Source organism: Cognatiyoonia sp. IB215446, from assembly GCF_033963825.1.
GTDB lineage: Bacteria > Pseudomonadota > Alphaproteobacteria > Rhodobacterales > Rhodobacteraceae > Yoonia.
Genome location: NZ_JAXBMD010000002.1, coordinates 312,896 through 326,539, shown reverse-complemented (window position 1 = coordinate 326,539; position 13,644 = coordinate 312,896). Strand labels below are relative to the sequence as shown.

The 13,644-nt window shown below is 56.3% G+C and carries 10 protein-coding genes; 4 read left to right on the top strand and 6 right to left on the bottom strand.

The annotated features are described in order from the left end of the window. Positions 1 to 17: 17 nt before the first annotated feature. Entirely contained in the window at positions 18 to 977 is a 960-nt protein-coding gene (locus SLH49_RS09055) for an NADPH:quinone oxidoreductase family protein (protein WP_320268843.1), read from the top strand. On the opposite strand, the gene SLH49_RS09050 is transcribed toward SLH49_RS09055, so the two are convergent. Beyond that, entirely contained in the window at positions 967 to 1,845 is an 879-nt protein-coding gene (locus SLH49_RS09050; protein ID WP_320268842.1) for a LysR family transcriptional regulator, read from the bottom strand. The two genes, SLH49_RS09055 and SLH49_RS09050, sit on opposite strands and share 11 nt — an antisense overlap. Before the next feature lie 114 nt (positions 1,846 to 1,959). On the opposite strand from SLH49_RS09050, the gene SLH49_RS09045 reads away from it, so the two are divergent. Continuing rightward, entirely contained in the window at positions 1,960 to 2,184 is a 225-nt protein-coding gene (locus SLH49_RS09045; protein ID WP_320237583.1) for a DUF1127 domain-containing protein, read from the top strand. A gap of 164 nt (positions 2,185 to 2,348) precedes the next feature. Beyond that, positions 2,349 to 3,086 (top strand): Bax inhibitor-1/YccA family protein, encoded by a 738-nt coding sequence (locus SLH49_RS09040; RefSeq protein WP_320268841.1) that lies wholly within the window; start codon positions 2,349 to 2,351, stop codon positions 3,084 to 3,086. Between the two features lie 978 nt (positions 3,087 to 4,064). Here the strand turns inward: SLH49_RS09040 and SLH49_RS09035 are convergent. From SLH49_RS09035 to SLH49_RS09025, 3 genes are all read right to left on the bottom strand, one after another. Further along, positions 4,065 to 4,679 carry a TIGR02466 family protein gene (locus SLH49_RS09035; RefSeq protein ID WP_320268840.1) on the bottom strand — a complete coding sequence of 205 codons (615 nt, stop codon included), beginning with the start codon at positions 4,677 to 4,679 and terminating at the stop codon, positions 4,065 to 4,067. Between the two features lie 18 nt (positions 4,680 to 4,697). Further along, positions 4,698 to 6,680: an aminopeptidase P family protein gene (locus SLH49_RS09030; protein WP_320268839.1), complete on the bottom strand. Its 1,983-nt coding sequence runs from the start codon at positions 6,678 to 6,680 to the stop codon at positions 4,698 to 4,700. A 62-nt stretch (positions 6,681 to 6,742) separates the two neighbouring features. Then, a complete protein-coding gene (locus SLH49_RS09025) occupies positions 6,743 to 6,970 on the bottom strand; it encodes a phosphopantetheine-binding protein (RefSeq protein ID WP_320268838.1) in 228 nt (75 codons plus the stop codon). A 50-nt stretch (positions 6,971 to 7,020) separates the two neighbouring features. Between SLH49_RS09025 and SLH49_RS09020 the strand changes: the two genes are divergently transcribed. Next, complete coding sequence (locus tag SLH49_RS09020; RefSeq protein ID WP_320268837.1) at positions 7,021 to 7,818, top strand: class I SAM-dependent methyltransferase; 798 nt, start codon at positions 7,021 to 7,023, stop codon at positions 7,816 to 7,818. Positions 7,819 to 7,841: 23 nt separating this feature from the next. Here the strand turns inward: SLH49_RS09020 and SLH49_RS09015 are convergent, their stop codons facing one another. Then, positions 7,842 to 9,200, bottom strand: coding sequence for an aminotransferase class III-fold pyridoxal phosphate-dependent enzyme (locus SLH49_RS09015; RefSeq protein ID WP_320268836.1), 1,359 nt, complete (start codon positions 9,198 to 9,200; stop codon positions 7,842 to 7,844). Then, positions 9,193 to 13,530: a non-ribosomal peptide synthetase gene (locus SLH49_RS09010; RefSeq protein ID WP_413785276.1), complete on the bottom strand. Its 4,338-nt coding sequence runs from the start codon at positions 13,528 to 13,530 to the stop codon at positions 9,193 to 9,195. Before SLH49_RS09010 ends, SLH49_RS09015 begins: the two co-directional genes overlap by 8 nt. Positions 13,531 to 13,644: the final 114 nt, after the last annotated feature.

Sequence of the window (13,644 nt, the reverse complement as noted above, 5' to 3'; positions counted from 1 at the left end):
CCAAAAGGAATCCCCTGATGCGCGCCTTCCAAGTGCAGTCATTTAATACTGATCCGACCGTTGTCGATGCCACGCGGCCCGAACCGCAGCGCGGTGAGGTTTTACTGGACATTCAGGCCTGCGGGCTGAACTTCGCAGATCTACTGATGGCGCAAGGCAAGTATCAGGACACACCCGAGCCGCCCTTCACGCTCGGCATGGAGGTTTGCGGCACCGTGATCGCCCAAGGCCCGGACGTGACAACACCCGCAATCGGCACAAAGGTCGTAGTTTTCGGTGGGCAAGGCGGCATGGCGGATCAGGGCACATTTCCCGCAGTCTTATGTCGTCCGGTCCCCGATGATATGGCGCCCGAGGTCGCCGCCGGCTTTATGGTCGCTTACGGCACCTCGCATCTTTCGCTAGTTCGGCGCGCGCGATTGAAGGCGGGAGAAACGCTGCTGGTGCTAGGTGCCGCTGGTGGTGTCGGGCTGACGGCGGTCGAAATCGGCAAGGCGCTGGGGGCCACGGTGATTGCCGTGGCGCGCGGTGCGGACAAGCTGGCCATTGCCAAGGCAGCAGGCGCCGACCACCTCATCGACAGCGAGAGCGATGATATCAAAGCGAAGGTCAAGGAACTGGGCGGCGCCGCTGTCGTCTACGACCCGGTTGGCGGTGACGCGTTCAAAGCCGCACTTGGCGCCTGCAACCGCGAGGCGCGGGTGATCGTGATCGGCTTTGCCAGCGGCGACGTGCCGCAAATCCCCGCCAATATCCTCTTGGTCAAGAACATCACCGTGATCGGTTTCTACTGGGGCGGCTATCTGAAATTCAACGCCGCGACGCTGACCGACAGCCTGTCCGAGCTGATGCAATGGTATGCCGATGGCCGCCTGAAGCCGCATATCAGCCATGTCATCCCGCTGGATCAGGCGGCGGAAGCGCTGGAACTTATGCGCACGCGCAAGTCGACCGGAAAAGTGGTCGTCACCCCATAGCGACCGCGCGCAAGGGTGGCGGGCTGACATAAGTTTGCCGCACGATCTCGGCCAGTGCCGCGCTGACCGCATCGTCCTGCTTCAGCCGATACATGTTGATCTTTTGCGAGGGTAAAGGCGGCAAGGCGCCACCGTGATGGATCACCTCCGTGTGGCGCGGCAGGCATCCTTCAAGTGCGACATGCACACCCAGATCGGCACTCACTGCCGCCTCAACCGCATTGTCGAGTTCCGATTCGACGGCCATTTCCCAATGGACGTCATGCGTGTTCAGCGCTTGCAAAACCCCACTGCGGAAGATGCAATTGCTGCAAAACGCAATCGGCAATGGCTTGCGGCGCCAGGCAGAGCCACCAATCGCGCCAATCCACAAAAGCGGCAATTCCACCAGCACCTGACCGCCCGGACCGCTACGTTCTTCTGTTGTCAGGATCAGATCAATCTCGCCCCGGCCCAACATGTTCAAAAGCCGCCGCGTCGGGGCTGAGACCAGCTTCACCTGCATGCGCGGAAAATCCGCCGCAAAGCGCCGCAAAGCCTGCGGCACCCACGGATAGATAATGTCATGCGGCACGCCCAGCTTGATCTCGCCCTCGTATTCGGTAGCGGTCAAGCGGCTGAGCGCCTCGTCATTGACCGACAGGATCTTGCGCGCATAGCCCAGCAATTGCTCACCCGCCGGGGTCAGCCCAATTGTACGGGCGCTACGGTCAAGCAGTGAAAGGTCAAGCGACTCCTCAAGCCGTTTCAATTGCATCGACACCGCCGACTGCGTGAGGTTCAGCACACCTGCCGCGCGCGTCACACCGCCCATCTCGGCTACGGTGACAAAGGACCGAAGGGCCGTCATATCCAGATTTCGCAACATATCACATTCCCTGATATTTAAAATATCAATCATTCATTTTCATTATGCACTTCGCTGCTCTACATATCAAGCATCAAGATGATTCAAGACAAACATATCACGAAAGGATAGGTTATGACTGTTACTGTCACGCATACACGCGCCACTTGCGCAACCACGACCAAGACACCTCGCGGCCTGTTGGCCCGCGTCGTCGGCATGATCGCCGTCCGTCGGCAACGCAACGCATTGAAAAGCCTTGACGATCACTTGCTGCGCGACATCGGCCTGACCCGCGACGAAGCCCGGATCGAGGCGGAAAAGCCGCTTTGGGACGCGCCACAATACTGGTCAAAATGATCCCGTTTCGGGCCATAAAGACGACCGCCTGCGACATTCCCGCCCAAAACAATCGGAAATGTGGCATTTGAGCGATGAAAGGCTTGAAAAAACAGGGGCGCACGCCAATATCAGCACCCAAGGATGCCGATATGCGGCGCCGCTGTTTTTAACTGGAGGTTTACATGGCTCAAAATGAGGCAATCAGAACGGTCGGCGGGGTCCGCGCGGCCGCAATCGACGAGGGTCTGCGCGCTCATATGAACAAGGTCTACGGCATCATGTCCGTAGGTATGCTTGTAACATTTGGTGTGGCATGGGCAGTTGGTACTGCACCCGCCCTGCTCGCGATCTTTCGTGATCCGATCACACTTCAGCCCAATATCCTTGGCTGGATCGTGATGTTCGCGCCGCTGGCAATGATCTTTGGCTTTGGCGCCATGATCAACCGGTTCTCTGCCGCAGCAGCGCAGACGTTCTTTTACGTGTTCGCCGCTGTCATGGGTCTTTCTATGGCCTGGATCTTCGTGGCCTTCACCGGATTCTCGATCGCACAGGTCTTCCTGATCACATCGATCGCCTTCGCCGGTCTTAGTCTTTATGGCTACACGACCAAAAAGGACATCTCGGGTTGGGGCGCGTTCCTGATCATGGGTGTGATCGGCCTGATCGTGGCAATGATCGTGAACCTCTTCCTGCAATCGCCAGCGATCATGTTCGCGATTTCGGTGCTTGGCGTTCTGATATTTGCAGGACTCACTGCTTATGACACGCAAAAGATCAAGAACGACTACATCGCGCATGCCGCGCATGGCGACCAGGAATGGTTGGCAAAGTCGGCGATCATGGGTGCCCTGAACCTGTATCTGGACTTCATCAACATGTTCATGTTCCTGCTACAACTCTTGGGGAATAGAGAATAACGTTCTTCCTAGCTCGGCTTTTGAAATGCCCCACCTAACAAGAAGTTAGGTGGGGCATTTTCTTTTTCCAAAGCGGCTCACGAATATCTCAGTCGCGCTTACAGGCTCACAGAACAAATGAGGTGTGCAGTCCAACGAAAACACAGAAAACTACTTCGCTTAAACATTAAGTAAAAACGCGCACCGGCCTAGATCCTACTTTTGATTTAGGTTGCTCGCCAATGGTTGAGCTACATCAAAGGCACGAATGAGCCATGTAAGCCAACGGCTCGATTTCATCGCGACAGAGTCTAACATCACAAGCCAACTGATAGTAGCACTAGCATAGGAAAAGTGCGCAGCTTTCTTTAGCGAGCCTATAGGTTATCCGGACCTAATGGCTGAAAGAAGACGGAAAGCACGGAGACCTCATCTATCTCAGCGGTCCTCACCCTCGGGCAACAAGCGCTTCGATCGGATCGGGCGAATTCAATACTTTCGGGAAGGCGACGATGAGATGGGTCGTAGAGTCGATGCTGGTCAACGGACGCCACCGGTCCGAGAGCATCTTCGACTTCGTGCAGAGGATCATCGCCGTCGCACGATCGAAACAGAAACGGGACGCGCAGTTGGTGAGAGTAAGGTGTAAGGATGTTCAAGCGAGGTGATGAGTTCACGCTAACCTGCTCCGGTTGCCCCGAAGAACCCTTATAAGCTAAGCAACGAGGCTTGCCGATAAAGCTGATCATCTAGATCAGCACATTCGTCAACCAGGTTTTGAGGGAATGCTGGAGAGGAGCTGACAACAGCCATCAACGTCAAGCCTACAGGGAGGTATCACGAAACGCTATAACTAGTCATCGGCCCTCATCACCGAGGACACGGCTATCATAAGCGACTAAACTAAGCACTTGAGGACTGCGGCCGGTTTGTCCGTCATATTCTAGAGCCAGGTGATTTTGCTGTCAGTAAAAGGTCGCAGCTTGTACCTTGCAGAACTCAGCTCTCAGCGAACCGCAGGTTGCAAGCTACCGAAATGCGCCGGCCGGGTTCACTGAATGGGTGCACCATATGTTGGAGCCAGCTTGGGAACAAAAGCATCCGCCCCGCTCGAGGCGCGACGTACTTTCGAACCTCAAAAGCACTCCCGGGAATACCCACGAGGACTGCAGCTGGGCGGGGGTCCAAAAACTCTATCGCCCCTCTCAGCGGCTCGTCCGAGCAATGATCCGGCACCGCCACATAGTAAACACCGGACCAGATACACCCCCGATGGCAATGCATCTCGTTATAGTGCATCTCGCCGTTCACGTTGGCCCAAGCTTCGATCTCGAAACCAGCGTGATCGGTGGAGCCAGCACGCCGCATAACCTCATCCGCGAGATTGAGAAAGCGACGCATCAACGCGCGGACAACCCTCTGCTCACTGTTCTGATAAGTCTTGGGCGAATGCCAACCGCCAACATTTGTAAAAACGCCGGGGTCTTCTACAGCTCCGGACTCGTCGAGGATCAAGCGCTCGAGTTCCGAGTTCAGCTCGGCCGCATCGTCGTCGTCATGACGCATAAGAAAAGTTGGGAAGATCGTCTCGAACTCTGCCGTGCCGACGTTCATATCCACGCTCCCTTTGGATCAAACCGGTTGAGTTGTGGCAAGCAACCAATCCATCGCCGCACCTTCCAAGTAAGGTTCAACTGTCTTGACGACATATTGATGGTAGTTGTTCAGCCATAAACGCTCCTGAGCGCTAAGGATCGCGGTGTCGATCAGAGCGGTGTCGAATGGCGCGGCGGTTACCGTCTCAAATCTGAGGAATGGCACGTCATCCAGCCCGTTTATATCTGCATACGCGATCATTGTGTTCTCATGCCGGATACCAAACGCATCGCGCAGATAGGCGCCGGGCTCATTGGACAAGACATTGCCGGCCTGAATGGGGCGCGATCCGGATTGTGCGATCACAACACGACCTTCATGCACTGCCAGGAAACTTCCGATACCGTGGCCGGTTCCGTGATCGAACTGGACGCCTTCCGCCCAAACTGGCGCACGGGCTATGCCATCGAGTTGCGCACCGGTCGTCCCTTCGGGAAACCGCGCAGTTGCCAAGGCAATGTGCCCGCGCAAAACAGCCGTCGACAGCCGTACAACATCGGCAGGCGGCGGTCCGACAGCTATGGTGCGTGTAATATCCGTGGTTCCGGAAAGATACTGCCCGCCGCTATCAATGAGAACAGGTTCACCAATAGCCAACCGCCGACTACCCGTCTTTGGTGGGCTATAGTGGATGATGGCGGCATTTGGTCCGGATCCCACAATCGGGGAAAAGCTAACACCGCGAAAGGTTGGATCCTCAGCGCGAAAGGCCGTAATGGTCTGGGCCAACGTATATTCATCGGGTAACGCAGCTGGATCAAGCTCTGATAGCCAGTGCAGGAACTTGACCACCGCTGCACCATCACGCGCAAGTGCCTCATGAAAGCCATTGCGCTCAGCCTCGGTCTTAACCTCGCGCATCTGGAGAATGGGATCATCCAGGTGCACCGGTTTAGAATCATCATCGCTGAGACGATCAGCAACCCAGGCTGAAACCCGGTTACGGTCATATCCAACAGACCGCCCCGCACTGGCAAGCTGGTCCAGCGCGTCACCAAAGCCATTATAGTCCTGAATCGTGACAGAATTACCGAGTTGCTGCTCCACCGCACTCGAAAGCTTAGCGCGCTCGATGAAGAGGTCCGCATGACCATCTGCATGAAATACCGCGTAGGCCTCCGGCACCGGGGTCGTTTCTGTATCGCCGCCCCGAATGTTGAACGTCCATGCGATTGCTTCAAGTTCGGTCACCACAAGGCTATCGACACCCGCAGCGGCCAAGCTTCTGCCGAGTTCCGCGCGTTTGTCATCGCTCGTGCGACCAGTGTATTGTATTGGATGGGGCACTACTGCTCCGAAGGGACGCGCCGCACGATCAGATTCCGGCCAAAGCGTATCTATCGGGTGCTCATCAAGCGGGACCAATACATGACCGCTATCACGTTTCGCAGTCTCGATTTCGGATGGACTGTGTAACTTTGGATCGAATCCAACGCGCGACGCTTCCGGCAGAGCGTCCTTCAGAAACACCCACATAGGTGGTTTGAGGTGATGGCGCGGAACAACCGACGTGCCCTCAAGTTCCTGATCGGCCTGGACGACGTAGCGGCCATCCACGAAAAGCCACGCCGCATCCTTGGCAATGACCGCCGTTCCCGCAGATCCGCTGAAGCCGGTTAGCCATTCAAGCCGCCGCGCATAAAAAGGCATATCGCGAGAACCATGATCGTTGCGTTGGGGAACGATGACTGCGTCAATGCCTCTGTCTTCAAATCCTTGACGCAAGGCCCCAACGCGCCTTTGATCACGTTTGATCTCGGGGATTTCGACCGCACCTATGTTGGCGAGGATCTCAGTGCGTAGCGGGTCCGGCAAATCCGAAAACACCACATCACACCATTCCGGCCGCCATTTTGCACCTGGAACGACCGAGACGCGATCCAGCACCGACGTCAGATCTCCCGTCAATGATGGCGAGGCATATGGGGCCAAGCGCTCAAGCAAGCCTTTATCAATCACACAACGGTCCTCTTTTCGTTCATTGTCCCGTTAGCCCTTCTGAACTGCGCCGTGGATCATATCTAGGCTGAAAGTCCGCTGCAGATCTCATCCAGTTCCGGGAGCGTACTGACGAGGATATCCTCTGTGCAGACGCGTATTCCGAAATCCTCTTCCAGCCGGTTTGCCAGCATCACGGCGCTGAGCGAATTCCCACCGAGTTCCAAAAACATCGCATCTTCAGGAAGATCTGTGATATCAAGGAGTTCTCGAGCATATTCCCGGACTGCATTGGTAATAGAGTTGGTCATACTGAACGCTCCATGGTTCTGCGATAGGTTGAGCATAGGCATCTGCATTTATGACGCAAGAAGACAGATCTACCAACAGAGGTTGGCCATCGGCACCCCTCAATCCGATTGAGGAAAGCGCCATTCTGCAAGCCTTTTGGCGCGCAAATGCCGATTTCGAGGACCCTGTCGCCAAACGTGTCGTGGCGCATCTCGTGACCGAGGAGATGGCCGAAAAATATCGCGCCGACAACAGCGTCTACGCAGAGATACATCTCGCTTCGCTCAGGGCTGCCGACAAGGCGCTTTCTGCCTGGGCCGACCGTCAGGATGCACCGTCTATCGTGTTGCTTGGCGGTGGTCTTGACGGTCGTGCTGAAAGGAGATTGTTGCCCATAAAAGGCAAGATCTACAACATAGACACGCCGCCTATCCTCGCGCGATACGGGGCCCTGACCGCGACGGCGCCAATCCCTTCGGTTGCTGTGCCGGCCAGCCTGACCAAACCAGACGCGCTTCTTTCTGCGTTGGGTACCGCAGGGTGGGAGAGTACAACGCCCACCTGCTTTATCGCTGAAGGCGTTTTGGAGTTTACTGGCCCGGCCCGAATGCTGACCCTTCTTAACGCGCTCATCGGGCGCGCCGCACAGGGGAGCATGATACTGCTTCAGGCGCTCGACCCTTGCTTGGTCGTTTATGCGGAGCAAATCGGAGACGAAACCTTCCCCTGGCGCAAACTGCCGGATGCTGGTGCACTTCTTCAGCAGATCGAAGGAGCAGAGGTTCTGGAGCTCTCGACCGATGCACCGACTTTGGATGGTCCGGAAAGTTCGGTCGCACTTTCTCATGTTTATCAATTGAACATCTAAGCGCGCCTGTGAACTGAAATGCATCATGCTGCATCCGCTGCACGGGCAAGCCGCGAAAGCTTTGCCTGGTTTGTCTCCAAAACCGAAGCGAAGCGGTCGGCAAAAAAGTCGATGTCGCCCTCGGTCAACGCGAGTGTCGGATAGGCCCGGCAAAGAGGACACATCATGATCCCGGCGCCCTGCAGCATCTTGGTCAACTGGCCATCAGCCAGCGTTGCGGCAAGGCTGCCATAGCGGCGGCTTGAACCACTGGCCGCTCCAATGTGAAATACCTGCGCGGCACCAAAGCGATTGATATGCAGCGGCACCGACAACGCCTGAGCTATCTTCAATGCAGTCTCAGCCAACTGTGCGCTTATCTCGTCGATCCGGTTGAACGTGGCAAAGCTGTCCTTGTTCAGGATACCTAGCGTTGAGGTAATCGCACGCAACCCCAGACCATAGCCGTTGTAGGTGCCTCCATGTGCCACCCGACGCTTAGCATAAAGCTCCATGATCTCAGCACGCCCCGCCAGAACCGATATGGGTATGCCGTTCGAAACCGCCTTCCCGGTGACAAACATATCGGCCTCAAGCCCGATGGCCTTTTGCCCACCACCAGAACCTAGTCGGACGCCGGTGATCACCTCGTCCGCCACCACTAGGACGCCGTTCGCACGACATAGACGGACCATCTCTGCAACATTTCCGCCATCCGGCCGGACGCCCCCGCCGTTGATACAGACAGGTTCAAGCAGCACGCAGGCCAGATCATCGGCATGCTCTGTCAGTATGCGCGACCAGTTACTGTCCTCGAAAGAAACAAGAAGGCATTCTCTCTCCAGTACACCCTCGGCCCGGCCATCGCTTTCAAAAGGTCCGTTTGCTTGTGGGTGAGTCTGACCGTCATCCCCCATCTGCCCTCCAAGCAATAGATCGCTTGATCCATGATAATGTCCCGAGAACCTCATGACTTTACTGCGTCCAGTATAAGCCCGGGCCAGTCGGATCGCGTTCGAAACCATTTCGGTTCCTGACAGACCGAACCGCAATACCGGTGCCCAGCCAAACCAGCGATGCAGAGCCTCGGCGGCCTCCAGTTCTAAAACTCCGTTTACAATATGTGCGGCCGTTGAGAGTTGCCGTGCCAACGCATCGTTGAACGCCACATTGCCGTGGCCCAAGATCAGGCTGCCAAATGCCGAAGACAAATCAAGATATTCGTTTCCGTCAATGTCCTCTACGCGAGCACCTCGTGCCTGCGAGATCCTGATCGGGGCGGGTTCGGTTGCAGCCCGGAAATTGCTATGTACGCCTCCGGCAAGGACCTTGGCCAACGCCGCGTTGTAGGCATCGCCCCGAGGTGTGGCATATTGAGGCACGCTTATGGACGTACTAGACATGAAGCAAAGCCTCATCGTGAAGATGTCGGATCAAGTCCGAAGCAAGATCAGGAAACAGATCCGCGACCGCGGGATGTACACCAACGCGCAGCGTCAGTTTGTCAGCATACAAAACCGAGAGGATCGTCAAAGGACCAGAGAACGTGAAGTCCGGTGGATCCCAACCTTGGTGCGCATCAACACTGCGAAGCGGGCCTTTGGTCTTCTCTGAGAATTCGGGTGCTTCGAATAGGCTGAAAAAGGCGTCTGGCAAAAACGCCGTGTAACTGGCGAATATGCTGTTCTTTATGCCTTGCTCGATCTGTCGGCGCAGTGGGACGAAAGCTAAACTCTGCGCGTCGAGCATCTCACTTTGGGTGCTTCGGCACCCATCCTGAAGGCTACTGGTCTGGTTGACGTCCACGATAGAGTGGTTCGCCAGCGGTCCCACGACGTTAAGAAGCCGAGGATCGTTCCGCGCCGTGATCGAGAATTCGACTCTGAGGGTGGATGCGTCCAAACAGCGAAACAGCGCGCGAGCAGTCAGTGTCATAACTGCGGTGAACAGGGTTGCACGGCATGCGCGTGCCAGTTTTCGCCACCGGGCAGCCTCGATCGGGACCGATCCGACGGTCACACATTGCGGCTGCGCCTCTTGGGCGGCGACCAGGTTTCGCTCCGGCCAGGGGGATGATGTCTTGGGCAGAACTTTTCGCGCATCCGCGGCCTTGTCCATCAAGCCACGCTTCGCGACCAGCGCCTCCCAAGCCGCGTAATCGATGTAGCTAAGAGCTGGCGGTGGGGGCAGAACCAGTCTTTCGCCGAGTTCGGCGGCCAGTAAACGATGAAATTCCCGGCGCACGAGATGCAGCGACTGTCCGTCATGCGACACATGATCAAGGATCAAAAGCAAGATTGCGGGCTTCGTTCCCTGTCGCAGCAGAATGGGCCTCAGCGGCCCACACCGCCAAACATCGTTTCGAACGGTTAACTCCGCTTGACAGCGAGCTTGGGCGCTTTCGCCAGCCTTAAGGTCGATCACACGCACCTTGGGCAAGGGCACGATGGTCATAATCGGCGGAGTCGATGTTCCTGCGTCCTCAAAACCCGTCTGCAGGACTGGATGACGTGACGCTAACGCCGCCACCGCCCTGTCAATCATTGCGGGTTCAACCGGGACCAACAGTTCGAAGACCAGCGGTAGTGCTGGCAAATTCTGGTCACGTTCCGACAGGGCCTTAAGATGTCGGCACTGGGCATTGCTTGCCGAAACCGGCTCCGTTGCACGTTCAAGTTCCGGCAGATCGAGAAGCTCTCCTTCTGCTCGACCGTCCCGCAACTTGACAGCAAAATCCCGAAGCGAAGCGCTTTGTAACAAAACGCGAACCGGAACGTCCCGGTCCAAAATACCGGCAAGCCTGCGACTTATGTCGACCGCCGCCAGCGAATAACCACCAACTGCGTAGAAGTTTGCATTGAGATCAATCCGGTCCTGTCCGAGAACGTCGCAAACCGTGTCCAGCACCAATTTCTCGATCTCGCCTCCTGATTGATCGCCGTCTGGCATCATCTCTGCTGCCAGCGCCTGTAGGCGGACCACATCTGTCTTTCCATGTGCTGTCGCAGGCATCTCGGGCAGTATCATCAGATGAGATGGGACCATGTAGGCAGGCAAACGGCTCATTAGGCTCTCGCGGACCGCTTCGCGGAGCTTCTGTGCCGAGCTGCCAGGATTTTTGGCCACGATCGCCGCGTGCAGCTCTGCGCCTGCTGTTTTTCGGAGCACAAATACCGCGCAGTTATCAACCTCGCCCGATGCAAGGGCTGCCGCCTCGATTTCAGCAGGTTCTATTCGATAAGCGCCAACCTTGATCTGACGATCGCCTCGCCCAAGAAAGGAAAGCTGTCCGTCGGCCTCTAGACGAACCAGATCACCAGTGTGATAGACTAAAGCGTCACTGTCCAAGGGATCTGGCCGGAACGTATTTTTCGGCAATGGTTTGACATAGCCCATCGCAACACAAGGTCCGCCTATCACAAGTTCGCCCACGACGCCCGGGGGGCAAGGCCGTCCCTGCGGGTCTACAATGGCAACGCGTGTACCGGCCACTGGCGTGCCAATGGGAATATGAAGTCCCTGATGTGTCGGGTACCCCTGCCAGCCTGTGGTCCAGACCCCCGCTTCCGTTGGCCCGTATCCGCCATAAAGAGAAAGATGCGGGGCGTGTTCGAGACATCTGCGGAAGTCATCGGCCGAATTGACATCACCCCCAACAACCAGTGTTCGCAACCCGTTCAACATGTCAGGCCGGCGTTCTATCAGATCATGAAAAAGCCGCGGCACGATACTGACAAAGGTCGCGCCCGAACGTTTGATTAAATCAGCCAAATCATCGGTGCTTGATGTCTCAGTCTCGGCAATAACAAGGCGGTCGGCAACGAGAAGACCGCTGCACATCTCAAACAGTGAGACATCAAATGTAGGCGGGCATGACGACAAGACGATGTCATCTTCATTGATGCGCCAGGCACCTGTGTCGCCAAATACTCGGATCAGGCCTCTCTCGGTGCAGCGGACGCCCTTAGGTGTTCCGGTCGAACCTGACGTGAAAAGAACATAAGCTTCAGCCTCAAGATCCTCGGTCGCAGGCTCGGGCGGGGCAGGCTCTGTTGCGAGCGAACGACTATCGCCGTCAACTGTCATAAAAAGAACTGGGCACGGCAACTGAACAACAGCGCTGCCTTCGCAACAAAGCACAGCGCTCAGCTCTGCCTCCTCTGCAATAACGCGTAATCGTTCGGGTGGCGCTGTCCGGTCGAGCGGAACGAAAGAGCAGCCGTGCCGCCTGATGGCAAGCTGTGCGAGCGGCAGAGATGGGGATTTTGGGGCAAGGATACCGACGCGACTGCCTGCAGCAATGCCTGCCTTTGCAAGCTGTTCGTGTAGTCTGTGAACATGCCGTCGGGCAGTTGCGAAGGTCATCGGACGGTCCCGCCAGACTATCGCAGTGCGATTCGGTTCAGCGACAGCGCGCCTTTCAAACCTTGACACGAAACCCTGACCCCCCGCAGAGGGCTCCGGGCCGGTCACCCATGCCTCGATTTTGGAAAGCGTATTCGTTTTGGTAATCGGAAGGTCACGACAAGCGATCGTGGGGTCCGCCAGTGCCGCATCGAGAAGTGTCTCGAAGTGGGAGATCACGGCATTCGCATCGACCTCGCCCATAATGCGGCGGCCAAAGCACAAAAGCATCCGCCAGCCCTTGGGCTCGTCATATAGAAAAACATCAACATCACCAATCGCCCCCGATATCGGACGGTCAAAATGACGAAAATGATACCGGCCAGAGACAACATCCGTCTCGCCCCCCTGATGCACTCCGAAAGTGAAGAAGCCACCGCGGTGGCTACTTTGAGTGACATCATCAGAGGGCTGGGCCGTCACCCTACGGGTGTGCCCGACATGTTCTGCGAAAGACCGCGTCTCGTCCACATCGAAGGCAACATGGTGTGCTTGGTAGATCGGTCCAACGACATTTTCTAACGCCTTGGTTTCGCGTGCCGCTCGGATGGACAGCAAAGGAACAACCCCTGTTCGGGTGTAGCGGACAACAATAGCAGTCCAAGCCGCGAGCAGGATCAAATGGGGCGTTGCACGCAATTGCTTCGCGGCTCCCATAAGCCTCGCGCCGAAATCAGGGTTAAGTCGTCGCTCGACCCGGCCCGCAGCCTTTGCTGGACTTGCCTCAGCGCGTGCGGTCGACGGCCAATGGATCTCGATCGCGTCTTCGCTCTGCTCCGATTGGTGTCGCGAAGGCCGGGTGGCCTGTGCATATGTGCGATAGTCAGGCGCTGGCTCCAGCGTTTCCGAACGATTGCTCAGAAGTGCTATCAATTCAGACATTAGAACCTTCATCGACCAGCCATCTGCGATCGTATGATGAAGGAAAAACAGCAATACAGTCTCACCACTTGGGCTGTCGCAACGCCTTACGCGCCAAAGTGGGCCCTTGGAGGTGTCGAACGTCAAAGCAACGAGCCTATCCGACAGCTGATTCAGCGCCTCTTGGAAAGGAGTTGTGGTGTCGGACGGCAATTGCACGTGTTCATAATCCACATCAATCTGACGCGCGACATTGCGCACAAAAATGCTACCCTGCGTAGAGAAATCACTTCTCAACAACTCGTGACGATCAGATAATCTCTGCAAAGCACTACTTATTTTTTCATCATCAATTGGCGGCGAAAAGCTCATTTGATGGGCGATGCAATATCCGGGCTTTGTGCCCTGTGTCGCTTCGTGTAGCAGTATATCGAATTGTTCCGGGGAAACTGCGCTGTCGTTTGACATCGGCAAAGCTCCTCGAATACCTGCGAATAGTTGCGAGTGTTCAGGAAATAGAACTTTTATTCAAGCAAATTTGCCCTGAACCGTTCATACGGGCAAAGATCAACCGATAGGAGA